General features: G+C 73.1%; 19 protein-coding genes and 1 pseudogene. 5 read left to right on the top strand and 15 right to left on the bottom strand.

Going from position 1 to position 25,161, the window contains the following annotated elements; translation table 11 throughout:
• Nucleotides 1–53 precede the first annotated feature (53 nt).
• Nucleotides 54–1,571: a diguanylate cyclase domain-containing protein gene (locus ACIBO8_RS27375; RefSeq protein ID WP_396118171.1), complete on the top strand. Its 1,518-nt coding sequence runs from the start codon at nt 54–56 to the stop codon at nt 1,569–1,571.
• Nucleotides 1,572–1,579: 8 nt separating this feature from the next.
• Here the strand turns inward: ACIBO8_RS27375 and ACIBO8_RS27370 are convergent, their stop codons facing one another.
• Nucleotides 1,580–2,224 carry a class I SAM-dependent methyltransferase gene (locus ACIBO8_RS27370; RefSeq protein ID WP_396118170.1) on the bottom strand — a complete coding sequence of 215 codons (645 nt, stop codon included), beginning with the start codon at nt 2,222–2,224 and terminating at the stop codon, nt 1,580–1,582.
• Nucleotides 2,225–2,287: 63 nt separating this feature from the next.
• Entirely contained in the window at nt 2,288–2,944 is a 657-nt protein-coding gene (locus ACIBO8_RS27365; RefSeq protein ID WP_396118169.1) for an esterase/lipase family protein, read from the bottom strand.
• 118 nt (nt 2,945–3,062) lie between these two features.
• Here ACIBO8_RS27365 and ACIBO8_RS27360 point away from each other — a divergent pair, with 118 nt between their 5' ends.
• Complete coding sequence (locus tag ACIBO8_RS27360) at nt 3,063–5,540, top strand: LuxR C-terminal-related transcriptional regulator (RefSeq protein WP_396118168.1); 2,478 nt, start codon at nt 3,063–3,065, stop codon at nt 5,538–5,540.
• 4 nt (nt 5,541–5,544) lie between these two features.
• Here ACIBO8_RS27360 and ACIBO8_RS27355 read toward each other — a convergent pair whose 3' ends face one another.
• Nucleotides 5,545–6,654, bottom strand: a complete 1,110-nt coding sequence (locus tag ACIBO8_RS27355; RefSeq protein ID WP_396118167.1) for a glycerophosphodiester phosphodiesterase — start codon at nt 6,652–6,654, stop codon at nt 5,545–5,547.
• Between the two features lie 189 nt (nt 6,655–6,843).
• On the opposite strand from ACIBO8_RS27355, the gene ACIBO8_RS27350 reads away from it, so the two are divergent.
• The gene (locus ACIBO8_RS27350; RefSeq protein ID WP_396118166.1) at nt 6,844–7,416 is read left to right on the top strand and encodes a hypothetical protein; all 573 of its coding nucleotides are present in this window, start codon (nt 6,844–6,846) and stop codon (nt 7,414–7,416) included.
• On the opposite strand, the pseudogene ACIBO8_RS27345 reads toward ACIBO8_RS27350, so the two are convergent.
• From ACIBO8_RS27345 to ACIBO8_RS27295, 11 genes and pseudogenes are all read right to left on the bottom strand, one after another.
• Nucleotides 7,406–8,051 (bottom strand): annotated as a pseudogene (locus ACIBO8_RS27345) (LuxR C-terminal-related transcriptional regulator). The gene ACIBO8_RS27350 and the pseudogene ACIBO8_RS27345 overlap by 11 nt on opposite strands.
• Nucleotides 8,052–8,070: 19 nt before the next feature.
• On the bottom strand, nt 8,071–9,327 hold the full coding sequence (locus tag ACIBO8_RS27340; RefSeq protein ID WP_396118165.1) for a sensor histidine kinase: 1,257 nt from the start codon (nt 9,325–9,327) through the stop codon (nt 8,071–8,073).
• Nucleotides 9,324–10,217: a CPBP family intramembrane glutamic endopeptidase gene (locus ACIBO8_RS27335; RefSeq protein WP_396118164.1), complete on the bottom strand. Its 894-nt coding sequence runs from the start codon at nt 10,215–10,217 to the stop codon at nt 9,324–9,326. Before ACIBO8_RS27335 ends, ACIBO8_RS27340 begins: the two co-directional genes overlap by 4 nt.
• 70 nt (nt 10,218–10,287) lie before the next feature.
• A complete protein-coding gene (locus ACIBO8_RS27330; RefSeq protein ID WP_396118163.1) occupies nt 10,288–11,277 on the bottom strand; it encodes a glycosyltransferase family 2 protein in 990 nt (329 codons plus the stop codon).
• A gap of 11 nt (nt 11,278–11,288) precedes the next feature.
• The gene (locus ACIBO8_RS27325; RefSeq protein ID WP_396118162.1) at nt 11,289–12,503 is read right to left on the bottom strand and encodes an FAD-dependent oxidoreductase; all 1,215 of its coding nucleotides are present in this window, start codon (nt 12,501–12,503) and stop codon (nt 11,289–11,291) included.
• Nucleotides 12,504–12,507: 4 nt separating this feature from the next.
• Nucleotides 12,508–13,818: a hypothetical protein gene (locus ACIBO8_RS27320; RefSeq protein WP_396118161.1), complete on the bottom strand. Its 1,311-nt coding sequence runs from the start codon at nt 13,816–13,818 to the stop codon at nt 12,508–12,510.
• Nucleotides 13,811–15,280: a lipopolysaccharide biosynthesis protein gene (locus tag ACIBO8_RS27315; RefSeq protein WP_396118160.1), complete on the bottom strand. Its 1,470-nt coding sequence runs from the start codon at nt 15,278–15,280 to the stop codon at nt 13,811–13,813. Before ACIBO8_RS27315 ends, ACIBO8_RS27320 begins: the two co-directional genes overlap by 8 nt.
• Nucleotides 15,277–17,400: a hypothetical protein gene (locus ACIBO8_RS27310; RefSeq protein ID WP_396118159.1), complete on the bottom strand. Its 2,124-nt coding sequence runs from the start codon at nt 17,398–17,400 to the stop codon at nt 15,277–15,279. Before ACIBO8_RS27310 ends, ACIBO8_RS27315 begins: the two co-directional genes overlap by 4 nt.
• A gap of 11 nt (nt 17,401–17,411) precedes the next feature.
• Nucleotides 17,412–18,209, bottom strand: coding sequence for a polysaccharide deacetylase family protein (locus tag ACIBO8_RS27305; protein ID WP_396118158.1), 798 nt, complete (start codon nt 18,207–18,209; stop codon nt 17,412–17,414).
• Nucleotides 18,202–19,191 carry a glycosyltransferase family 2 protein gene (locus ACIBO8_RS27300; protein ID WP_396118157.1) on the bottom strand — a complete coding sequence of 330 codons (990 nt, stop codon included), beginning with the start codon at nt 19,189–19,191 and terminating at the stop codon, nt 18,202–18,204. The genes ACIBO8_RS27305 and ACIBO8_RS27300 overlap by 8 nt, the downstream gene beginning before the upstream one ends.
• A complete protein-coding gene (locus ACIBO8_RS27295; protein ID WP_396118156.1) occupies nt 19,188–20,039 on the bottom strand; it encodes a glycosyltransferase family 2 protein in 852 nt (283 codons plus the stop codon). Before ACIBO8_RS27295 ends, ACIBO8_RS27300 begins: the two co-directional genes overlap by 4 nt.
• A gap of 395 nt (nt 20,040–20,434) precedes the next feature.
• Here ACIBO8_RS27295 and galE point away from each other — a divergent pair, with 395 nt between their 5' ends.
• Nucleotides 20,435–21,466, top strand: a complete 1,032-nt coding sequence (galE, locus tag ACIBO8_RS27290; protein ID WP_396118155.1) for a UDP-glucose 4-epimerase GalE — start codon at nt 20,435–20,437, stop codon at nt 21,464–21,466.
• Nucleotides 21,463–22,200, top strand: a complete 738-nt coding sequence (locus ACIBO8_RS27285; RefSeq protein WP_396118154.1) for a hypothetical protein — start codon at nt 21,463–21,465, stop codon at nt 22,198–22,200. The genes galE and ACIBO8_RS27285 overlap by 4 nt, the downstream gene beginning before the upstream one ends.
• Here ACIBO8_RS27285 and ACIBO8_RS27280 read toward each other — a convergent pair.
• A complete protein-coding gene (locus tag ACIBO8_RS27280) occupies nt 22,197–25,160 on the bottom strand; it encodes a glycine--tRNA ligase (RefSeq protein ID WP_396118153.1) in 2,964 nt (987 codons plus the stop codon). The two genes, ACIBO8_RS27285 and ACIBO8_RS27280, sit on opposite strands and share 4 nt — an antisense overlap.
• Nucleotide 25,161 lies beyond the last annotated feature (1 nt).

Genomic DNA, 25,161 nt, shown 5'->3' with positions numbered 1-25,161 from the left:
CACGTCACCCCCGGGATGCTCAGGCGCGTCGTCGCGCTGCCGATCCTTGAGCCGTGACCCTGGGCAGCGTGGTGCGTACGCCGGGTGGCGACCTCGCCACCGGCACGCTGCTGCCCGTCCTGGACGAGCAGGCCCAGCTCCTGGCCGACCTCGTCGAGGTCATGACCCGCGACATCCCCTCGCTCGAGCACATCCTCTCGATCGTCGACCGGCGGCTGAGCGTGGCCTGCGGCATGACCGCGGCCACCGTGTTCACCCTCGACCCCGACGAGGGCAGCCTGCGCCCGGCCGCCACCCGGGGCCCCGCCGCGGCCGACGACCTGCGCCTGGCCGGCCGCGTCTTCCGGGTCTCGGCCGGCGCTCCCCCGGTCCGCATCGGTGACCGCATGGCCATCCGCCTGCGCATCGGCGGTCAGACCGTCGGCGTCCTGGTGCTCGCCGGCACGGAGCTCGACCTGCTGCGCCCCGAGACCGCCGCCGGCACGGCCCTGCAGGTCGCGGCGACGCTCCAGGTGCTCGCCGCCGAGGTGCACCGGCAGTACACCGCGCACGCCACCGCCACCATCCGCAAGCTGTTCGAGGAGGGCGCCACGGCCACGTCCGTGGAGGCCGCCGGCCAGCTGCTCGCCAAGGCCACCGGCGAGGCGTTCCGCACCGAGCGGGCGGCCGTGCACCTGGTCGGCCCCGACGGGCTGATCCAGTACGCCATCGGCGTCGGCCTCACCGACGAGATGGGCGAGGCGCTGCGCCGCAACCTCATCGGCCGGCGGGCCGCGGACTCGCCGGTGTGGCAGGTCATGCAGAAGATCGACGGGCCGGTGCTGATCTCCGACACCACGACGACGGACGTCCGTACGGGCGGCTTCGTCGAGACGATGCAGCTGCGCTCGTTCCTGGCCATGCCCTTGATGTCGGCGGCCGGTCCGGTGGGCGTGGTGATGTGCGGCGACACCGGCGTCCGCAACTGGAGCGGCCGCGACCACACCCTCGCCCGGCAGGTCGCCATGGAGGGCGCGCTCATCGTCGACGGCGCCCGGATGCGCCAGGCCGAACAGCAGCACATGGCCGAGCTGACCCGCCAGGCGTACCACGACGCGCTCACCGGCCTGCCCAACCGCTCCCACCTGATGGAGCGCGCCGAGCTGGAGGTCGAGGCCGCCATGGCGGCCGGCGACCGGATCGCGCTGCTGCTGCTCGACCTGGACGGGTTCAAGCGGGTCAACGACACGGTCGGCCACCACGCCGGCGACGCCCTGCTGCAGGCCGTCGGCCGGCGACTGCAAGGCGCGCTGCGCGACCACGACGTCGTCGCCCGTCTCGGCGGCGACGAGTTCGCCATCCTGCTCACCCGCAACCCCGACGGCGAGTCGGCCGCCGCCATCGCCGGGCGCATCCACGCCCGGCTGAGCAGGCCGTACGACATCGAGGGTCAGAAGATCGGGGTGGGCGCGAGCATCGGCATCGCCCTGTTCCCCTCCGACGCCGACGACATGACGACGCTGATGCGCGGCGCCGACGCCGCGATGTACCGCGCCAAACGCGGCGGCGGCGGCGTCTGCTCCGCCGGCTGAGGCGGGACTCAGCGTTTCGTACGGCGCGCCAGCAGGTACGCGCGGCGGCTGGGGAACTCCCCGGCCCCGACCGGCTCCCGGACCAGCGAGGCGGCCATCGTGAACCCGGCCGCGACCAGGTCGGCGGTGACCTCGGCGGGATCGAGGAAATGCACGTCCACCGCGACCTCGGAGCCGAACCACGTACTCAGGTGCGTCGTCTCCCCGGCCGCGACGCCGGCGGCCTCGACGTGGAAGGCCACCAGCAGCGGACCGTCGTCCCGGATCGCCCGCGCGAGCTCGCCGAACGCCGTCCGGCGCTCCGGCGGATCGAGATGGATGATCGAGTACATCGCGACGGCGCCGGCCCACGCCGCGTCCCGGACGGGCAGCGCCAGCAGCGAACCCACGGTGAACGACAGCGCCGGGGCGTGGTCGCGGGCGATGCGGACCATGGCGGGCGACAGATCCACGCCGGTCACGTCCGGGTGGCGCGCGGCGAGGAAGCGGGTGACGTGCCCCGGGCCGCATCCGGCGTCGGCGACCGTACCGTCGCCCGCCTGCTCCAGGAGGGCCGCCAGCAGCGCCCGGTCGAGCGGCTTGTGGCGCAACTCGTCCCGCAGCTGTTCGTCGTACGCCCGCGCCACCGCGTCGTACGCCCGCCTCGGATTCACCCGGCCACCGTACCGGCTCGCCCGCACGCCCTCGCGAGCGTGCGGGCGGCGAACCGGTGGGACTCAGCTGCCGAGGAAGCTGCGGACCTGGGTGAGGATGGACGTGTCGCTCAGGTACCCGATGTGCGTCTCGCAGCCGACGTAGGTGTTCACCGCTCCGCTGAGGACGGTGCTGGTGTACGGGAAGATGACGCCGTCGCACGGCGAGTACCAGGTGCCGTAGCGCGTGCTGCCCGGCGTCTCGTCCCCGGAGCTCAGCGTGGCGATGAACGAGGAGCCCGGGTACATCTGCTGGCAGGTGGTGTAGATCAGGCAGGCGCCGGCGCTCGTCGTGCCGTGGTTGGCGCCCGCCAGTGACGCCAGGTGGCTGACGTACTGTGCACCGCCGAGCTGCTTGACGTACCAGAGACTGACGAGGCCGCCCATCGAATGGTTCACGATGTCGACCCGGGCCGCCCCGGTGCGGCTGCGAACCTGGCCGACGAAGGTGGCGAGGCCGCGGGCGTTGGCCACGTTGTCGCCGTACGAGTTGTACTCGTACGCGTACAGCTCGCTGCTGCTGTAGCCGGCGGCCCGGAACTGCGACATGGCCGTCGTCCAGTTCGAGGCGCTCCCGGAGTAGCCGTGCACGAACACGACCGGCGTCCGGGCCGCAGCTTCGGCGGGCACCGCGGGCACAGCCGAGAGCGCTGCTGCCACGGCGATCAGGATTGTGAACATCCGGCGCATGGAACCTCCTGGAATCGGGGTCCCTGCAGCCTGAGCCGGTAACACTTTTGACACATCGGTGAAATCACCGGCCTTCCCCCCGCCCGCCACTGCATTGACACTTGTCGACATGACGTCTGCACCATCAGTGCAGGAAGTGGTGCTGCGCGGCCGGTCCGCCGACCTGGACGTCCTGCTCCGCGCCACCGGCCTGCTGCTGATCCGCGGAGAGCCGGGAATCGGCCGGACCACCCTGCTGGGCGCGGTGGCGGCGCAGGCGGACCGCCCGGTCAAGGTCGGCCTTCCGGTCGGTGGGCCGCCCGCTCCCGGCCTGTACCTGCTCGACGACGCGCACCTGCTGCCCGGCGGGAGCTGGCGGGCCGTCCGCGAGGCGTGCCGCTGTCACCCCGGAGTCACCGTGCTGGCGTCGGCGCCCGGCCCGGTGGCCTGGGACGGGGCGGTGGGCGTACCGGAGTGGACGCCGGCGCCGCTGGATCCGGGAGCGAGCCGGGACGTGCTCGCCGACCGCCGGCCGGGCCTTCCTCCGGACCTCGCCGATGCGCTCGTCGACCTGGCCGGGGGCAACCCGGCCGCCCTCACGGAGCTCGCCGCGGCGCTGACCTCGCAGCAGATCCGGGGCGACGCACCGCCACCGGTGACGCTCCCCCGGGAGAGCGCCCTGGGTCGTCGCTACCGTGCGGCGCTGGCAGCACTGCCCGCACCGACGCGGGCCGCGTTGCTGCTCGCCGCCGCCGAGCCCGACCATCCGGCCGGGAATCTCAGCGCCGCCGAGGAGGCCGGGCTGGTCCAGGTCACCGCCGACGAGGTCCGCTTCGTGCCGGCGATCTTGCGTACCGTCGTCTACTACGACACGCCGCTGCACCTGCGGAGGCAAGCCCACGCGCGGCTCGGGGCGACGAACCATCCGTACGCGCTGCTGCACCGCGCGGCTGCCGCCGACGGCCCCGACGACGTGCTGGCCCGTGAGCTGCTCGCGGCGGCGGACCATGCGCCGCCCGGACGTGCCGCGACGGCCCTGCGCCATGCCGCCCGGCTGACGACGAGCCCCGACGTGGCGACCGACGCGGTCATCGGTGCGGCCGGCCGGGCCTGGCGTGCAGGGCGAGCCTACGAGGCCGGGGCGCTGCTGCGGCAGGTGGCCCACGCACCGAGGGCCTACGCCCGTGCCCGGTGCCTGGCAGACGAGATGCAGCTGCGCACCGGCGACGCCGGCGCGCTCGACGACCTGCTGGCGACCGCCGACCACCTGGCCGGCGAAGACATCGCCGCCGCCCTCGATGCCCTGCTGCTCGCCGGGGAGGCGCTGCACCGCGCCGGTGACCACGACCGCTACGCCGGGGTCGCCCGGCGGGTCCTGGCAATGCGCCCGGCATGCCCCACGCCGCGGCTGCAGGTCGCTCTCGACCACGTGACCGGCCTCGCCGACCTGTACGCGGGCGGCTACACCACGGGATTCGACCGGCTACGGCACGTGCTGGAGTTGGCCACTCGCATGGAGGATCCAGCCACGCTGATCCGCGCGGCGACCGCCGGCATCCTCGTGGGCGACGGCCCGGCGGCCCGCGCGCTCGCCGCCCGGGCAGTCCGCCTCGCCCGCCTGAACAGCGAAACCATGATCGTGCCGCGGGCCCTGGAGGTCGCCGCCTTCGCCGGACTCTCGGCCGGTGACCTCGAGGCCGCCACCGCAGCCGCCCTCGAGGGAGCCACGCTCGCCGCGGCGAGCGGCCGCCAGGGCCCCGCCCAGGTCCACTTCGGCATCCTCGCGGTGCTGGCGGCGCTGGCCGGCGACCGGGAGACCGCCCTGCTGCGGGTGCGCCGGGCCGGCGCCCGGGACAGCAGCACCGGCCCCGGGCAGGCCCGCGCCCTGTGCGAGTGGGCGCTGGCCCTGCTGGACCTCGTCGCCGGCCACCCGGCCGCGGCCGCCGAGCGGCTGGCCCGGATCGTGGTGGCGCCCTCCGGCCGCGGCAACGCCGTCCTCCAGGTCGCAGTGGCGCCGCACCTGGTCGAGGCGACCTCGCACGGCACCCCGTCGGGCGCCGGTGAGCGGCTCGGCACGGCCCTCGCGCCGTTCGAACGGTGGACCACCAACACCCGCCGCGCGCCCTGGTTGGCTCTGCGGTCCCGCTGCCGTGCGCTGCTCGCCGTCGGCGGCGACGATGCCGACGAGCACTTCCGCGAGGCGCTGCGCCAGCACGGACGCGGCGACGCCGACTTCCCCCGGGCCCACACCGAGCTGCTGTACGGCCGTGACCTGCGCCGACGCCGACGGCCGGCAGCCGCCCGCGAGCATCTGCGGCACGCGGTCGAGACGTTCACCATCCTCGGCGCCGGGCCGTGGGCGGCGCAGGCCGCTGTGGAGCTCCGTGCGGCGGGTGGACCCGTACCGTCGTCGGAGCATGACCCGGGACCGGCCCTGACCGCGCAGCAGGACCGGATCGCCCGGCTGGTGGCCGGCGGAGCCACCAACCGGGAGATCGCCGAGCAACTTCACCTCAGCCCCCGGACCGTCGACCATCACCTGCGCAACGTCTTCGTCCGGCTCGGCGTGCGCTCCCGCACCGAGCTCGCCCGCCGCTTCGGGCCGTGACGGCTCAGGCCGGGACGAACGCGAGCTGCCGGGCGAGCACCCCGATGTCCGCCTGATCCGTGAAAAGCCCGTCGATTCCCGTACGCAGGAACGTGACCTGCTCGTCGATCGCCCGCCCGTACGCCGCGGGGTCCGTGCCGATCCGGTAGTCGGCCGGCAGAAACTGGTTCTCCGCGCGGAACGTGTACGGCATGACCTTGAGCCCGGCGGCGTGTGCGTCGCGGACCAGGGCGGTCGGCGTGCCGAGCGTGTCGTCGGCGCGGCGCGGGATGATCTGGTTCTTGTCCGGCCCGATGCCGTCGGCGTAGCGGGCGAGCTGCCGCAGCCCGGCCGGCGTCAGATACTCGGCGTAGCTCTTCGGATCGCCGAACGGCCCGCCGGTCGCCGAGGTCAGGAACACCAGCGGCGCCCGCAGCTTGTAGTCGTCGTGCAGGCTCTCCAGGTTGTGAGCCTCGAACGACTGCACGAACGCCTTGGCGTCGTGCCGGTCCAGGTGGTGCCGGCGCAGCGCCCGCACCAGGGGCGTCTCCAGCTCCAGCCCGAGGCCGCGGAAGTACGTCGGGTGCTTGGTCTCCGGGTAGACGCCGATCTCCCGGTCCAGCTCCCGCGACAGCCGCTCGCGCAGCTGCAGGACCTCCTCGAACGTCGGCACCTCGAACAAGCCGTTGTAGAGCGTGTTGTGCTGGCGTACCCGCGGGATCCGCTCGGTGGCCCGCAGCGTCTTCAGCTCGGCCAGGGTGAAATCGTGGGTGAACCACCCGGTCACGGACACCCCGTCGAGGATCACGGTACGCCGCCGCGACGCGAACTCGGGCCGCGAGGCGACGTCGGTGGTCCCGCCGATCTCCGGCTCGTGCCGGGCGACCAGCACGTGGTCCTTGGTCGCCACCAGGTCGGGCTCGATGTAGTCGGCGCCCATCCGCGCGGCCAGCTCGTACGAGGCCAGGGTGTGCTCCGGCCGGTACCCGGACGCGCCCCGGTGCCCGATGACCAGCGAAGGCGGCCGGCCGGGCCGGTGCGGTGCCGCCTCCGCGGGCGCCCCCGTCGCGCCGAGCACCGCGGGTGCCCCGGCTGCCAGCGCACCGATGCGCAGCACCTGTCGGCGGTCTGCCACGATCTCCTCCACGCGGGCTAGCCCGGCGACGGTCGCGGGTGCCTGCCCCAGCAGTCCAGGCGATCATCACGACGCCGCGGCGAAGCCGCCGTGACCAGCCGGGAAACGACACCGGAAGGATCACGCGGACGTGTACGACCCCCCGTTCCGGGGAAGGACAGAGGTAGACCGGCCTTGTGGAGTGACACCATGGGATTTCCGGAGCGCCGCGCAGACCCGCACCAGCAACCGTGCCGCCCGGAAGACCGGTACGGCTCGAAGCCGGGCCCCCGCAACACGGGCCCGCACGAGCCCCTCCACGCCTCCCCGGCCCCGGACCGCACGGACCTTTCCCTGCTCCTGGGCCGTACCGTCCTCGAGGTCCGGGTCCAGCTCATCTGCCAGGAGTACGGCCTCCTCCCCCGCACGGGCGCCGCGGTCGGCTCCGGCCTGTCCCGCTCGTACCTGGCCCGCGAATCCGGCGTGGAGCTCGCCGCCGAGCCGAACGGCACGGTGACGACGGTCTTCCTCCACTTCCACGGCGACGACGGATTCTCGCCGTACCGCGGTGAGATACCGGGCGGAGCCGGCCGGATGCCGCGACGGGCAGCCCTGTGGGCGGCATTGGGCCGCCCCGCGAGCTCGGGCGAGCCGTACCGGGACCGCTTCCTGGGCGACTACGGCCCGTGGGACCGGTGGACCCTGGAAGGCTTCGACCTCCATGCGCAGTACGCCCTGGACGGCGAGGCCCTGATGCGGGTGACGCTGACCCTCAGCCCTTGAGGTAGTGCAGCACCGCCAGCACCCGCCGGTGATCGGTGTCGGCCGCGGCCAGCCCGAACTTCCCGAAGATGGCGCTGATGTGCTTCTCCACCGTTCCGTCGCTGATGGCGAGCAGCTGGGCGATCGCGGTGTTCGAGCGGCCCTTCCGCCATCAGGCCGAGCACCTCCTGCTCGCGTGCGGTGAGCCGGTCGAGCGTCTCCCGCCGCCGGTTGGCACCGGCCAGCTGCACGACGACGTCCGGGTCCAGCACCGTTTCACCGGCGGCGACCCGGGTCAGCGCGGACATGAACGATCTGACATCGGTGACCCGCTCCTTGAGGAGGTAGCCGACCCCACCCGAGCGGACGGCGAGCAGATCGGTCGCGTACCGCGCCTCGATGTACTGGGAGAAGACCAGAACACCGAGCCGGGGGTACGCGCGCCGCAGCTCGACGGCGGCGCGCAGGCCCTCGTCGGTGTGCGTGGGCGGCATGCGGATGTCCACCACGGTGACGTCCGGGCGGCACTCGGCGACCGCGGCGAGCAACGCCCCGGCATCGGCCACCGCGGCCACGACCTCGTGCCCGTACGCGCCGAGCAGCTCGGCCAGCCCGTCGCGGAGCACGACGGCGTCCTCGGCGAGCACGACCCGCAGGCGAGGGTGCTGATGCTGGTCAGTCAAGGCGGGGTACCTCCACGGTGACAGCGCTCGGTCCGCCCGGCGGGCTGTCGGCCTCGAGGCGCCCGTCGAACGCGCGCAGCCGCTCGATCAGCCCGTCCAGGCCGGTTCCACCACCGAGGCGGACGCCGCCGGCACCGTCGTCGCGAACCGTCAGGCGGATGGCACCGTACCGTTCGCTCACGTCGACCGTGACCCGCCGCCCGCCGCTGTGCTTGGCGGCATTGTTGACGAGCTCGGTGGCGCAGAAGTAGAGGCAGGTCTCGACCGCAGCGGATGGCCGGCGTGACAGGGCGACGGAGAACTCGACCGGCAGCACGCTGCGGGCCGCGACGGTGTGCAGGGCGGCCTCCAGACCGTTGTCCAGGATCGGCGGATGAATACCCCGCGCCAGATCACGCAGATCACCGATGGCGTCGGTGGCCCCACGATGTGCCGCGTCGATCAGCGCGGCGACACGGTCCAGGTCGGGTGCCGAGCTGTCGTCGGCCAGCATGGTACGGGCCATGTCCAGCCGCATCGCCAGGGCGACGAGCTGCGGCTGGGCGCCGTCGTGCAGGTCGCGTTCGATGGCTCGCAGGCGTACGGCGGCGTCCTCGACGGCGTGCGCGCGGGTCCGCTCCAGGTCGCGGATCCGGTCCGCCGTGCCGCCCCCGCGAAGCAGGCCCCGGACGAGCCAGACGTCCGGTACGACCGCCACGCGGACCGCCCACGGTGCTGCGGCGAGCAGGAGCACTCCGAGGCCCGCCACGGCCACGGCCCTCGGCCAGCTGTCCAGGTAGACGTCCCCGGCCAGACCCATGCCCTGCCGGGCGCGACCATGGCTGTCGACCTGAGCCGGTACGTACGACCACCACACCGGGTAGGTGAGCGCGACGAGCCCGTATCCCCAGAAGATCACGCTCACCAGCATCGCCACGAGGGCGAGCGGCGCCTTCACGACGCGGTACAGCAGGGCACGCCATCCGGCCGGGTCACGCAGCCGTTCCCTCGTCCACCCCACCGGGCCGCGCCCCGGTCTGCCCGGACCGGGCGGCTCCACGGTGACGCCCAGCAGCCTCCGGGCCGCCGCTCGGTCCACCCGCGCCGTCCACCGAGCGGTGACCAGTGCCGAGGCCAGCACCGGCAACCCGACGAGCGTGACCGACAAGGCGGTGCCGACGACCAGCATCGCCGCCGCGGCCGCCAGGCTCACCGCGGCCCACGGGAAGCCGGTCACCGCGTACAGCAGCTCGGCGCGGATCCGCCTCACGAGCGGACACCGACCGGCTTGCGAGCGCGGGTGCACCACCAGTAGCCGATGATCAACGCCGCCTCCAGCAGGATCGTGAGCAGATCGGTGTCCGCATTGTGCGGCCCGCCGACCAGCAGCGCCGGACCGTCGAGCCGGACGTGCACCAACGCATTGTGGTAGTCCTCCTCACCGGCGACCCCGACACCGAACACATAGTCCTGCGCCCAGTTCCAGGCGGCATGGAAGCTGATCGCCGTCCAGAGTGCACCGGTCCGCAGCCGCGTGAGGATCATCAGGCAGGAGAAGAGTACGAAGTCGGCCAGACCGATCGCGGCATGCACCGGGCCGGCCGAACCGCCGAGCAAGTGCCCGGAGGCGAACAGCAGGCCGGTGACGCCGACCGCCCATGCCACCGACAGCGCTTCCCGCAGGTTCTGGAAGACGTACCCGCGAAAGGCCAGCTCCTCGACCGTCGCGCTCGTCACGTAGTAAAGGAGCCCGGCGGCCAGCACCCCGGCGGTTCCGGCCAGGCCGCGTTCGGCCGGCTCGAAACCGGTGACCGTCGCCGTACCCAGCGCGAGCTGCACGGCGAACCACAGGCCGACCACCGCCGTCCCGGCCGCGAACCCACCCGCGACGAAGGTCAGCTGCCGCCGGTCCGGTGGGACCAGACCGATGTCCGACCAGGGCCGCCGATCCACGAAGCGCCGGAACACCGCGGTCAGGCCGACCGCCGCCCCGACCAGGACGAGGTGGGCGGCCACATTGCTCACGACGGTGGGCCGCGACCCGGCGATCAGGTGCAGCACCACCCCGTACATCGCCAACCAGAGGACGAAGTAGCCGACGATCCGCCACCCGGTCCGGGGACGGCGCTCGGCATCGACAGCGAGGGGAGAGATCGACATGCGCCGAAACTATGGTCACCGTCCGCGCGGCGGAACGAGGCTGCCCGCCACCGCTTTCTGGGGGACAGCCCTACCTGTCCGCTCGCAGCGCCACGCAGCGCCAGGGACGAGAAGCCCGGCTCCACAGGTAAGCAGGCGGCCCGAGCAGCACCCCAGCGAGTTCGGCGGCGATCAATGTCTTGGGATAGTCGGCCTCCCGCCCGCGGTTCTTGGGGCTGCCCCCGCTGAGCAGGTATCGCGCGGCCGCGTCCGCGCTGCGCAGCATCGCGCGCCGGTCCGGCGCGCAGGTGAGGAACCGTTTCGTCATCGTCGCCGACAGGCCCACCCCGTAGCCGAACAGCTGGCGGCGCAGCTGCCGGTATTCCGGATGCGACGGGTGCGCCACCCGGGCAGCCGGCTGGTAGACCAGCGTGTGCCCGGCGCGGAGCACCGTCAGGAAGATGTCGAGATCCTCCCCACCGCCGGCACGCGTCCCGGCACCCAGGGTCTCCTCGAACCCGCCCACGGCGATCAGCGTCTCCCGCCGGAAGGCGAGGTTGGCGCCGCTGCCGAAGCGTCCCGCCCGGTACGGGTACAGCCCCTCGCGGACGGCGGACTCCAGTGTGAACCGCCGCATCCGCTCGCCCTTCGCGTAGCCACCGAACTGCTGGAACCATCGCTCGGCGGGTGTCCGTACGCGCACGGGCACGATCATCCCGGTGACGCAGGCCACGGAGGGGTCCGCGAAGGGCGCGGCAAGCTGCGCGAGCCAGTCATCGGCCGGTTCGACGTCGTCGTCGGTGAAGGCCACCACGGCAGCGCGGGCCGCGGCCAGTCCGGCGTTGCGGGCCCGTGACAGTCCCTTCCGGGGCTGCGGCACATAGCGCACCTCGGGGCGGTCGAGCCGGCGCACCAGCTCGGCGACGCCGGACGTGGCGGGCCGATTGTCCACCATCAGGATCTCCAGTGGAGCCGGCCGCTGCGCGCAGATCGCGGCGAGCAGCGCCGTCAGCCGCTCACCGGCGGCGCACGCGGTCACCACCACGCTCACCGCGGCCGGCCCCGATTCCCACGTCGGCATGGCGTCGCCGCTCACCCGACGGGTGCGGGCGTCTGCGCCGCAAGCGCCGCGACGATGCGGCGGGCGGCGAACCCGGTGCCGCAGACGAACCGCTGCAGCGGCCCGAACGAGGCGGCCGCCGCCAGACCCGGGAAGGAGAGCCCCGGCACGGACGACTCGAACGCCGGGCCGAGCCTGGGGAAACCGCCCACCCGCCGCACCGCTGACCGCAACGCCGGGTCGAGGAAATCGAGCCGGCCGACATCGACGCGATACCCGGTGGCAGCGATGACATGGTCGGCGGTGAGCGTACTCGTGGCACCTCCCGCGTCAGCGAGCGTCAGCTTCACGGCGGCGCCGTCGCGCCGGGCACCGACCACGTGCCGCTGCAGGACCGGGATGCCCGGACCGAACCGCTCGCGCAACCACCACGCGCCGCTCGGGCCGAGGATCCGGGCGACCAGGCGCAGCCGGACCGCCGGTGGCAGGTACCGGAACGACGCGGGCAGCGAACTGACAGCCACGTGCCGCCATCCAGGCCCGAGGGGAGACGGCGGGCGGCGCCAGGCCCGTGAACGGCTTCCCCGCCGGTCGTCCGGCGGATCGGCGAAGACCACCGGCCGGCGGGCCACCACCCGGACCCGGGAGCCGAGTTCGTGCAGCAGGACGGCCGTCTCCAGCGCGGACTGGCCGGCTCCGACCACCACCACGTCGGCGCCCGCGAGTCGTGCCAGGTCGCCGTACCGGCAGCTGTGTGTCACCGCCGCGTCGGACGCCGCCAGAGCGGCCAGCGGTTCGGGCACGTACGCGAACCGGGACAGTCCGGTGGCTACCACCACGTTGCCCGTACTGACCTGCTCCCCCGTGTCGAGCCGGATCAGGAAGTCGTCGCCGTCCTGGCGCAGGTCGCTCACCCGGGCCGGTTCCACGCCGGGCACCAGCTCACACCGGAACCACTCACCATAGTCGATGAACAGCCCGATCGGGACCGGCTCGTCCGGTCCCAGCGGGAGCCGCCCTGCCCGGCGGCAATAATCGGCCAAGGTGTAGCCCGGAACCGGCGCGGCGATGCTCGACGCCTCCGGAGTGGACTTGAGGAACATCCCCGGTGGCATGTGGTCCCGCCAGCTGCTCATCGGGTCCCCGAAGACCCGCACGGGCATCTTGCGGCCCTGCAGATGCGCCGCCACCGCCAGGCCGTACGGCCCGGCGCCGATCACCACGACGGGAACATCCGTCTCGTGCATGTGCTCACCTCCAGCAGCGGAAATACGGACGTCGGCGCGATCGGCGGGCGAACCGGCAGAGCAGGACCGCCCAGAGCCGGCGCAGGAGCGCGGCTATCTCGCGGGTTACCGTCGCGCCGGCAGAGCCGGCGAAGCGCACGAGCATGACGGCAAGCGGCACCGGATCGCGCCACGCCCCTTCCGCCCATGCGCCGTGGGTACGGACCCCGGCCGGCACCGGCGCACCCGGCGGCAGCCGGCTCCGCCGGTGCAGGAGGCGCGCCGGGAGGTAGATGGTCTCCACGACCAGCCGGCGCGTGTAATCCTGCGAGCCGGCGGGCACCGGGCGACCGGTCAGATCCAGGTGCAACGCGCGCACCACGTCGACGCCGGCGGCGGTCACCCCGAAGCGGAACTGCGCGCCGACGCGGGGGTTGAAGTCGAGGAGCTTGGGGAGGCCGTCGCGGCGGTCGTAACGCCAGTCGAGGTCGAGGATGCCGCGGTAGCCGGTGTCCCGGCAGAAGGCGGCCGTCATGGCGATGAGCGCCGGGTTGGGCGCCGGCCGGGCGTCGGCCGTGACACCCCGGCCCGGTGGCCACGCGTACGCCTTCTGCCCCGTGAAGCCGACGGCGAGGGCCGAGCCGGCGTCACAGTACGCGTGGACGAACCAGTCCTGGCCGGCGGCGTGCGGAATGTGTTCCTGCACGAGTGCGCCGGACAGGTCCACCCGGCCGCCGAGGCGGTCGAGCAGTTCCCCCGGACTCGTCACGACCGTGGTGCCGGCCACGACGGGATTACGCAGCCGCACCCACGGCGCGACGTTCTTCACCACCACGGGGAACGTGAAGGCGGCCACCACCTCGGCCAGCTGCCCGGGGGTGCCGAGGAAAGCCGTTCGCGGAGTGGGGACGCCGTACTTGCGGCACAACTCGGCCAGGCCCCGCTTGCTGGCGAGCTGGGTGGGCAGGGCGGGCGGCACCCGCGGCAGCAGGAAGTGTTCGGCCAGCTCGTCGGCGTGCTGGGCGAGAAGAAGCGCGGCCTCGTCGTCGGTGGCGACCGCGACCGTCGGCCGGCCGAGGCGCCGCCCGATCTCGACGAGCCGGCGGACCAGCTCGGCCGGGTCCACGTCGCCGCTGTGCGGCCACACGAACCGGCCGGCGGCCAGCCGGGAGCAGCCGACCGGGGTCAGGCGGTCCTCGACGACGGCGTACACCGGAACGCCGAGCACCCCGAGGGAGCGCACCACGCCCAGGCTGCCGGCGTGCAACGGGTACCGGCCGACGCGCACCAGCAGCGCCGGGACCGACGTGTCGAGACGGACCATCGAGTCACTCATGCCCGGCCCTCGCGACCTGCGGATCGCTCAGCCGCCGCACCAGCCGGACGAACCACGCAAGCGTGCCGACTGCCAGGATCATCCGTACGACCAGGGCCTCGGGACCGGTCGGAGCGGCACAGAGGGCCAGCGCGGCCGCCGCGGCCAGGCTGACACGCAGCAGCCGTACCGCACCGGGCCCCGGCAGGGGGGCGGTCTTGCGGGCCCGCAGCCGCAGGACGGTGTGCAGCACCAGGAACGACGCGAACGTCGACGCGGCCGAGCCGACCAGCCCGAAGCGGGGCACCAGCGCCAGGTTGCAGGCGACGTTCGCCACGGCACCGACGACCGTGGCACCGGCCACCGCACCGGTGTGCCCGGTGACCAGCAGACCCCGGGTGACCGCCAGGCCGGCACCGAACGGCACCACGCTGATCAGCACCACGCCGGCCACCGGCAGCAGATCGTCCGGCTGGTACCGGGCCGGCGCCCAGATCCGCAACAGGACGGGCAGCCCCAGGGCCAGCCCCACGAGCACCGGTTCCAGAAGCCGGTACAGGGCATCGCGGCTCGCGGCGAGCACCGCGGCCTGGTGGGCGGCCCCGTCCAGCGCGAAGATGCGCGGCATCCACGCGACGTTCAGCACGTGGATGAGGAGCAGCGGGACGCCCCCGACGTTGTAGGCGATCTGGTACCGGGCCACCGCGGTCAGTCCCATCTCACCGCCGACGATCAGCCGGTCGGCGGTGTTGAGCACGAACGTGCTGAGCTCGGCGGGAACCAGCGGCAGCGAGTAGCCGAGCGCCGACAGCGCCAGGCCCCAGTGGCGCGGCGCGAGCCACCGGGGTCGCGCTCCCACCAGCGCGACGGCCAGGGCGAGCAGCTGGCCCAGCAGCCGCCCGAGCAGGAACATCGGCGGAGTGGGGCGCAACGCGAGGACCATGACCAGGCTCGCCACCTCCGCCAGGACCGACTGGGCCAGGCCGGCGGCGCTGAACAGCAGCAGCCGGTCCTGGCTGCGCAGGAGGCCGAGCGCGCAGTAGGTCACCGCGGACGCGCCGGCCCACCACACGGCCAGGCGCACGGTGCCGGAGTAGCCGCTCAGCCCGAGCCAGCGGCTCCACACGTCGCCGGTGCGGTCCGCGACGACGGTGACGAGCGCGGCCAGGACGACGCTGAGCGTGAGCAACCGGGCGGCGTCGCCCGGACCGCGCAGGGCGTAGTACCGCTGGATCCCCGTCTGCAGGCCGAACCCCGCGACTGCGAACAGCACCTGCATCACGGCGATGGCAGCGGTTACCTCGCCGAACTCCGCGGTACCGAGGACCCGCGTCACCACCGGCGTAAGGGCAGCCGCGAGGAACAGCTGGGTTCCCCACACCAGCAGATAGAGCGAGTCGCGGCCGAAGAGGCGCCTGACGGTGGCACCGACCGTGTCGTCGGGCGCCGGCGAGGCGCACGCGCCGGGACGTTGCCGGATCACGACGCGCCCTGATAGCGCTCAGGGACGAATCGGAAGACGACCGTGCCGTCGCGCTGGAATCCGGTCTCCCAGTCCGGCGCCGCGGCGAAGGCGTCCCGCAGGGCGGCGAACCGTCCGGGGGACCACATTCCGTACTCGTGCGCGTAGTGCGCGGAGGCCGGTGACCAGATCACGTAGAGCCCGTCCACGCCGAGCGGCTCCCGGGAGTACCGCAGCAGCTCGCGGGTCGTCCGGCGGACCTGGGCCGCACCCTGCGGAGCCGCCGGAAGCTGGCGCGCCAGCGACTCGTCGCCGATGTCGGGGCCGGTGAACCAGCGGAAGGCCGATGCCCGGGTGGGCACCGGGCCGGGCAGGTCGCCAGGCCCCAGTTGCAGCAGGTACGTCATGGATTCCGGCCGCTCGCGGGCTTCCCGCTGGACCTGAACGAACGCGGCCACGTCGGCGGGGCGGCTGACGTTGCCGGCATCCAGGCCGAACGCGGCGACCACGTACGTCCCGGTGAGGACCGCGAGCGTCGCCAGCAAGGTCAGCCGCTCGCGGACGCCCGGGGCGCACGGCATCCGGGTCACCGCGAGCAGGGCGAGCCACGGGAACGCGAAGACCGCCGCGCGGAAGACGCCTTCCTGCCCGTACGGGTTGAGGGCAACCAGGCCCACCCCGGCGGCAGGGCAGGCGGCGATCGCCCAATAGCGCACCTCGCGGCGATGGCGCAGGAGCGCGAGCAGCGCCGGCAGCCCGAGCACTGCGACGGCGAGGAGCATGGCGAGTACGGTCACCGTGACGATGGGAAGACGGTGCAGGCCCGGCGCGGTGGGCGAGGAGGGCGGCCGGAAGTTGTGCAGCCGGCCGAGCTGGTCGAGGTGCACGAAACGGCTCACCGCGGCGCGGTGCACCACCGACCACACACCGGCGGGGACCAGGACGAGCGCCGGCAGCCACCATGGACGGACCTGTCGCAGCAGCACCAGAATGACCAGCGCACCGCCCACTATGTACGGGGTGAGCTGATGCGACACGGCCAGGGTGCAGCCGGCCAGCAGCACCAGTGCCGGGCGGACCGGGCCGTCGCGGCGTGACAGCGCGAGACCGAACGTGACCAGCGCGAGGACCATGCTGAGCGACTGCGGCGAGAAGTAGTCCGTGCCGACCGAGTCGACCAGCAGCACGAGCGCGGCCGCCAGCCAGCACTGCCTGGCCCCGGTGAGCCACTGCCCGGCGAGGTAGCGCAGCGCGACGAGCCGGAGGGCGCCGACCAGGGGCGGCCAGAAGGCGGCCAGGCGCATCGGGTCGCGGATGCCCGCGACGTCGCACAGCCAGGCGACTGCGGCGAAGAACCCGGACCAGTCGTCGTAGACCTCGACGATCGAGTCCGGCCGGTGCGCGGTGCGGATCTGCTGGATCAGGTCGACGTGTTTGAAGGCGGACTGGGAGCGCGGGCCGTCGTACACCAGCGCCGGGGTGACCGTGAGGACCAGCATGAGCAGCACGACCGGCACCGCGGGCGCCCGGTCGCCGTCGCGGGCGGCCACGAAGGCGACGAGCAGCAGGGCTAGGCCGGCGTACCAGGCGGGACCGATGGCGGCGGGGAACCCCCCGATGCCCGGCTCGAGCGGCCGGTCCAGCACGGCGGTCCCGAGCGACAGCAGCGCACCGGCGGCGGCGACCACGGCCGGGGAGAGCGCTGCCGCGCGCCCGGGGACCGGGGCGGCTCGCCACTCCCGCAGCGCTCGCCACCCGCCGACCGCATGCAGCGGCGCGCAGACGGCCAGCAGGCAGGCGAACGCGACGCGGGGATACCAGGCACCGGCCGTCATCATGGCCGATGCGCCGAGGACGAACACCGCAACCCCGGTCAGCACCGTCACCGCCAGCCGGGCGGGCAGGCCCATCGTGCGCTCCAGCTGCCACGGTGCCGACCCGACTCCGGCCACGCAGAAGACACCCAGCGCGGACGCCCGGACCAGATCGGCGCCCAGGCCCGCGGCGAGCAGTCCGACGGCGAGGCAGCCCAGGCTCAACCCGGCCAGGACGGTGCGGGCGCGGGCCGTGGCGGCGGCACGCTCCGCATCCGGGGCGTTCCGGCCGTCCCTCGCCGGCGCCTGCCCATCTCGGACGTCCACCTCGGTCATGGTCACCGCCCGGACTTCGGCACGTGCTGCGCGGCCCGCTCCCGCGCCGCCCGTACCCGCCGATACACGGTCGTGCGCAGCCGTTCCCCGTGCCAGGAGCGGGGGGCGCCACGGCCGGTGAGCCACCTGCCGACCCTGCGGTGGCCGGTGTCCGCCAGCACGGTCAGGCGGGCGCGGGCATACTGCTCGTCGTCGGCGTGCGTGAAGGCGTTCTTGACCGCGTAGCCGTTGGCGTACCCGGCACGAGCGACCGCGTCGCGGACCGCCCCGTGGAAGCTGCCGTGCGGATAGGCGAAGCTGGCCGGCGCCTGTCCGAGCAGCCCGGCCAGCCGGGCGCGGCAGTCGCGGATCTCGGCGTCCGCGGTGGCCGGGCGCAGGTCCAGGTGTACGTGGTGCACCGCGTGACCGCCGATCTCGACCGACGCGGCGGCGATGTCGCGCAGTGCCGCCTCGGACAGCATGCCGGGCCGGTCCACGTAGCCGGTGGTCACGTAGAGCGTGGCGGGCAGACCGCGCTCGCGCAGCAGTGGCAGGGCAAGCTCGGCGAAGCTGGCGTAGCCGTCGTCGAAGGTCACCGCGCACAGCGGAAGTACGGGCGGCGACCCGCCGGCAAGGGCGGCATCGAGGGCCGTGGCGTCCAGCACGGTACGGCCGCACGCGACGACCGCGTCCAACTGCGCCGCGAGCTCCGACACGGTGATCTGCCACGGGCTCTCCGGTACGCCCCGGGTCACGTCGTGGTAGAGCAGCACCGGTGCCACGGTGGAGTCGCCCGGGCCGGTCTGGATGCGCTCAGGCACGTTCTGCTCCTGCCCACGACGGGACGGACGGCCGGGGCACGGCCGCCTCGCGTAGGAAGCCCAGGCCGGCCGCGGTGACGCCGGCGGCGATCAGGGTGGCCGCGCCCAGCCCGGCGCCATGTCCGCGGGCCGCGGCCGACAGCTCCCGGAGGACGGCTCGGGGCAGCACCCGTCGCAGGTAGTCGCGCTCGCTGGACAACCCGTCGCCGGGGCCGACGAGGCGGGCCACCCGGGCCTTGGAACGGCCCTCACCGAAGCACCGGCGCACGAAGTAACCGATCCGGGTGCGTTCCGGGGTGATGCGGTGGTGCACCACGGCGCCCGGCTGGTAGATGATCTGAGCGGTCGGCTTCGCCTGGCGGATCCGGATGCAGAGCTCGGTCTCCTCGCAGCCGACCGGCACCGTGCCGACCCGTCCGACGGAGACGTCGAAGGTCCCGGCGACGGCGAATGCCTCCCGCCGGAACGCCATCGCCGCGCCGATCACATTGCGCACGGCCGCCCGGCGGTCCGGCAGGCCGCGGTGGGTGCAGCCGACCACCCAGTCGAACTCGGGCGGGAACCATCCCGGCCGCCGGCCTGCCGGCCAGCACGGCAGTGCGGCCGCGCCCACCGCCAGGACCTCCGGCTCGGTGAAGGGGGCCAGGCACTCCTCGAGCCAGGTGGGCGTGGCGACGGCGTCGTCGTCGAGGAACGCGACGATCTCGCCGTGGCTGTGCGCGACTCCGGTGTTGCGGGCCCCGGACAGCCCCGGCGCCTGCCCGTTGCTCACCACCTGCACGGCGGCGCAATCGGTGAACCATTGCCGGGCATGCCACCGCAGTGGCTCGTTGTGGTCGGTGACCAGCAGGCACTCGTCGCCCTCACGAAGCTGACCGAGCACCGAGTCCACCGCGGCGGCGCAGCCCGCCCAGCGTGCCCGGGTGTAGGTGCACACGACCACGGACACCACGGGTCGCCTCGCTACGGCAGGCTTGGTCATCCCGTCGCTCCCAGACCGCCGTCGGTGCCGGAGACGGCATCGGCCACCCAGCCTTCGGCGGCACGGCGACGGGCGCGGCGGAGACGCTCGCGCACGATCACGGCGAGCACCCGCGAGCCGTCCCGGAACGTGTGCAGGTTGCTGCGGCCGGACAGGCGCCGGCTCTCGAAGCTGGGCACCTCGCGGACGGACAGTCCGCTCCGGACGATCCGGAGGGTGAGCAGCGTCTCGATCTCGAAGCCGTCGCCGAGGCGAGAGGGGCGCGTGGGATCGGCGGGATCAGGCAGCCGGAACGCCGGTATGCAGCACCGCCGGCAGGCGTTGTAGCCGTAGCACAGATCGGAGCACCGGGTGCCGTACAAGGCGTTGAGGAGCACGGTGAGCGCGCGGTTGCCCAGGCGCCTGAGGACGGTGAGGTCGGTGGAGCCGCCGGCGGCGAGGAACCGGCTGCCCTTGACGTAGTCCGCTCCCGCCTCGAGGGCGGCGACGAAGCGGCCGATCTCGCCGGGGTCCATCGAACCGTCCGCGTCGATCATCACGACGTAGTCGCCCCGGCAGACCGCGAAGCCGGTCGCGAGAGCGTTTCCCTTGCCGCTGCGCGCCTGCCGGATCACGGTGATGCCGGGCCGGGTACGGCGTGCCGCGGCAACCGTGTCGTCGACCGATCCGCCGTCCACGACAATGATCTCGAATACGTCGGCGGGAATACGATTCAGCACGTGCGGAAGATTCCGTGCCTCATTCAAAGCCGGAATGACCACACTGACCTGAACCGCTCTCTTGCCGCCAGAACCCACTAATTCACCAGGCACTCCGGAAAGGGTGTCACCATCGCGCGAACTGGACATTTCAGTCCCCCATTAGGCCCGCAGCAAAGCCACTCGACGCGATGGTGCCACCCGAATGCAGTGGCTCGACTGTGAGCTATATCACACCCTGTCACGCGGTGAGGGGAAAAGCATCGGCGAATGTTTCCACCCTGTTTACCAGGGCGATCATTCCACATCCGAGCCCGGCCTTGATCGCAATACATCTCCGCGGCTCTGGGCTTCACGCGCCAGACCACATGATGGTGATCCGGATTACGGTCCACATGAAATAGTCTTTACGACACGCTGCCGGAATGCTCAGATCGGGAACAAAGGGCCAGTTCGCCGACCGACCGTGCGGGTTTATCGTCGCTCGGAACCGGCTTTCCGGCGCCAGATTCACGGCACTGTCGCGGTTGTCTCGAAGGAATCCGATGAAGGTTCTCATCACCGGCGGAGCGGGCTATATCGGCAGCACGGTCGCCTCGGCATGCGCCGACGACGGGATAACCCCGATCATCCTCGACGATCTCAGCACCGGGCGCGCGGAGCTCGCCGCCGGGCGGCATCTGTTCCGGGGTGACGTCGGCGACCCCCGTCTGATCGACGCCGTCTTCGCCGCCCACCCGGACATCACGGCGACGGTCCACTGTGCCGCGCTCGTCGTGGTTCCCGAATCCGTGCGCCGACCGATCCCCTACTACCGGACGAACGTCGGCAAGACCGTCGAGTTCGCCGACGGCTTGCTCCGCAACGGTTGCCGCCGGCTCATCTACAGCTCGTCCGCCTCCGTCTACGCGCAGAGCCCCGGCGGCTGGGTCGACGAGCAGTCGCCGATCCGGCCGACCAGCCCGTACGGCCGGACCAAGGCGTTCGCCGAGGCGGTACTGGAGGACGTCAGCCGGGCGAACGGCTTGCAGGTGCTGTCGCTACGGTACTTCAACCCCATCGGCGCCGACCCCCACGGGCGCAGCGGGCCGCCCGCGGCCGACCCGGGCCACGTCCTGGGCAGGCTGATGCGGGCGTACCGCACCGGCCGGCCGTTCCGGATCACCGGCGTCACCTGGGACACCCGGGACGGCACCGGCATCCGTGACTACGTGCACATCTGGGACCTGGCCCGCGCCCACGTCCGCGCCCTGCACCGATTCGACGAGGTCGCGCCTCCCAGTCCGCCCGGCCGCTACGAGGTCGTCAATCTGGGTACCGGCGACGGCACCACCGTGCGCGAGCTGATTGCGGCATTCGAGCAGGTGGTCGGTTGCCGGTTGGAGACCCTGGCCGCACCCGCACGGCCGGGCGACGTGTGCGGCAACGTCGCGCGCAGCGACAAGGCGGCCCGCCTGCTCGGCTGGCATTCCCGGTTGACGGTCTCCGACGGCATCCGGCACGCCCTCGAGTGGGAGACGCAGCGGCGCCGGGTTCTGCAGCCGCAAGGCCTGGTGAACCTGGCGGGCAGCCAGTGAGACGGCTGTACGGCTTCGCCGCGCAGGCGCTGCGCCAAATGCCGGATCCGGCCCGCACGGTCGTCCGCCAACGGTTGCAGCGGACGAACCGGTCGCTTCCCGGGCGCCGGATCGATTGGGGCAACATCGCCCGGCACGCGCCGTTCAGCGAGGACTACGGCTGGGACCGCGGCCTGCCGATCGACCGGTACTACATCGAACGCTTCCTCACCCGCCGCGCGAAGCGGATCCGCGGTTCAGTGCTGGAGGTGCAATCGCCCATGTACGCCTCCCGCCTGGGGCACGCCGAGCGCATCACCATCCTCGACGTCGAGGCCGGCAATCCGCGCGCAGACCTGATCGCCGACCTCGACGAACCCGGCTCGGTCCCGGTGGCGGCGTTCGACTGTGTCATTCTCACCCAGGTTCTGCAGTACACCGACCCGCTCGTGGCGTTGCGCAACGTCGGGGACAGCCTGCGCCCGCGCGGATGCGCGCTCATCACGGTCCCGGCGATCAGCCCCGTGGACACCGACGGCCTTCGCAGCGACCGCTGGCGCTGGACGCCGGAGGGACTGCGGCGTGCGATCCACGACGCGGGCCTGACGGCGACGGTCGAGGGCTGCGGCGACGCCCTCTCCGCCGTGGCCTTCATCCTCGGGATCGCCGCCGAGGAGATGCCACCCGGCCGGCTCGACCGGCAGGACAGCAGGTACCCGATCGTGACGTGCGCGGTCGTCGAAGCGGCCGGCTAGAGCCGCAGCTCCCGCCAGTCCAGCAGGTCCTCCCCCAGGTCCCGCACCGTCGCGAGCAACCCCAGCCGCGCCGCGCGCAGGGCCGGATCGTCGGCCATCACGAACACCTCGTCGAAGAACCGGGTCACCGGGGCCGTGATCGGCGTCGCCGTCGCGGTGAAGTGGCTCAGGTCGGGTGCCTCGCCGGGCGCGGTGCGAACCGATGACACCGCCTCGTGCAGCGCCATCTCCGCCGGTTCCTTGAGCTGCGCCGGGTCGTAGGCGGCCGGCGTACCCGGGGGGACGATCCGGCGGGCACGCTGCATCGCCTCCGTCAGGTCGCGGAAGTCCTGGTCCGCGACCAGCCTTCCGAGCTGCGCCAGCAGCCGGTCCACCAGGGCCGGCCGCCCCGCGTGCGGCAGCGCGGCCCGGACCCGGTCGATCGGGTGGCCCTCCTCGGTGAGGATCTGCTCGAGGCGCCGGGTGACGAACTCGCGGGCGGCGGCGAGCACGGCCTCGTCCACGGCGACCGGTTGCAGCGAGGCCGCCCAGCCCAGCGCCGTGAACAGGTCGATGCCGGACAGGTCCGGGTGCGCCCGGTGCACCGCGAGCAGGCCCAGCACGGCCCGGCGGACCGCGAACGGGTCGCTGCTGCCGGTCGGCAGGCCGACCGTCGCCGCCAGGCCCGCGATCAGGTCCAGGCGGTCGGCCAGGGACAGCAGCGCCCCGGGTACGGACACCGGCAGCTCGTCGCCGGCGTGGCGGGGCAGCTCGGCCTCGTACACGGCCTGGGCCACGGCCGGGGATTCGCCCGCGTGCAGGGCGTAGTCGCGGGCCATCACGCCGGCGAGGCTGGTCATCTCGGTGACGAGCTGGGAGCCGAGGTCGAACTTGACGAGTTCGCCGGCCCGGCCGGCGATCTCCTCGTCGTCCGCCGTGACACCCGCGGCCGGCACGAGCAGGGCGGTGAGCGCGTCGATGCGGCCCGCCCGGTCGGCCATGCTGCCCAGCTTGTCGGTGAAGGTGAGGCGGTGGAGGCGCTCGCGCATGTCGGCGACGCGCGTCGAGCGGTCCGCGCGGTAGAAGAACGCCGCGTCCTCGTACCGGGCGCGCAGCACCGCCTCGTTGCCCCGGCGGACCAGGTCGACGTCGACCGGGCCGTTGGCGACGGTGACGAACATGGGGAGCAGGGCGCCGTCGTCGTCGCGTACGGGAAGGTAGCGCTGGTGTTTGCGCATGACCGTGGTCAGGACCGGGTCGGGCAGCTCCAGGTAGCGCTCCTCGAAGCGGCCCAGCAGCGGGGTGGGTTGTTCCACGAGGTAGACAAGCTGGTCGACGAGGGCGTCCACATCGACGCGGCCCTCGCCGTACACGAGGTCCTGGGCTCCGGTGACAATCAGCTCGCGCCGGTCGTCGGGGTCGGCGACGATGCCGTTGACCGAGATGGTCTCCATGAAGGTCTCGGCCGAGGCGATGCGCAGCGCCGGCGTCGGGGCCGTCCGCAGGACGCGGGTCTCGCGGCCCGCCTCGAGCGCGCCGACGGTGACCGGGACGAGGTCGTCGCCCCAGAGGGCGACCAGCCAGCGGATCGGCCGGGTGAAGGTCAGGCGGGGGTCGTTCCAGCGCATGTTCTTCGCCGACCGCAGGCCGGCGACGGCCTTCGCGAGCACGCCGGCCAGCACGCCGGGTGCGGCACCGCCGGCCACGTGCCGGCGCACGACGAGGTGGTCGTCCGCGACTTCCAGCGCTTCCACGGGTACGCCCTGAGAACGCGCGAAGCCTTCACGGGCCTTCGCGGGCGCCGTGACCTTGGGCCCCTTGACCGTCTGCGTGTAGTCGTCCTCGCGCGCGGCCACGGCGGGCACGACCGCGATCAGGCGGCGCGGGGTGGCGTACACCCGGACGTCGCCGTGGGCGAGGCGGGTCTGCCCGAGCTGCTCGGTGAGCGCGCGCCGCAGCTGGTCGTGGGCGGCGCGGGCCTCGGACGGCGGCATCTCCTCGGTGCCGACCTCGAGGACCAGCGTCCGGGGGGTGTCACAGGCGACGGCCGCCGCGACCGGGGCGGCGAGCTCGGGCAGCGGCCCGGCCACGCCGAGGGGGTGCCCTTGTTCCTCGCGGCGGGCCACCCAGAGCCGGGCGACGTCACCGGCGAGGCGCCGCATCCGGGCGAACTCGGCGGCCCGGTCGGCGGTGGAGACGGCGCCGCGGGCGTCGAGCACGTTGAAGGCCTGGGAGCACTTCAGGACGAACGTGTGGGCTGGCACCGGCAGGCCCTCGTCGATCAGCCGCCGCGCCTCGCTCGCGTACAGCTCCAGCAGCTGCCTGGTGGCGGCCACGTCGGCGTCGTCCAGGTAGTAGCGCGACATCTCGTACTCGGACTGGCCGAAGACCTCGCCGTAGTCGATGCCGGGGGCGTACTCGATGTCCTGGAAGTGGGTCACGTCCTGCAGCGCCATGATGATGCGCTCGATGCCGTACGTGATCTCCACCGAGACCGGGTCGAGGTCGAGGCCGCCGGCCTGCTGGAAGTAGGTGAACTGGGTGATCTCCAGCCCGTCGAGCCAGACCTCCCAGCCCAGCCCCCACGCGCCGAGGGCGGGCGAGGCCCAGTTGTCCTCGACGAACCGCACGTCGTGCGCGGCGACGTCGATGCCGAGCGCGGTGAGGCTGCCGAGGTAGAGCTCCTGCGGGTTGCCCGGGTCGGGCTTGAGGATCACCTGCAGCTGGGTGTGGGTCTGCAGCCGGTTCGGGTTCTCGCCGTAGCGGGAGTCGTCCGGCCGCACCGACGGCTCGGGATACACCACCCGCCACGGCTCCGGCCCCAGCACGCGGAGGAAGGTCGCCGGGTTGAGGGTTCCCGCGCCCACCTCGGTGTTCATCGGCTGGACGACCAGACACCCCTGATCACTCCAGTACGCGACGAGCCGGGCGAGCGCCTCCTGCATGGTGAGCATGAGCCCGAAGTCTAGTGAGCCGGTCATC

Source organism: Actinoplanes sp. NPDC049681, assembly GCF_044465265.1.
Lineage (GTDB): Bacteria > Actinomycetota > Actinomycetes > Mycobacteriales > Micromonosporaceae > Actinoplanes.
The sequence above is the reverse complement of the archived record's forward strand: the minus strand, read 5'-3'. Positions and strand labels throughout refer to the sequence as shown.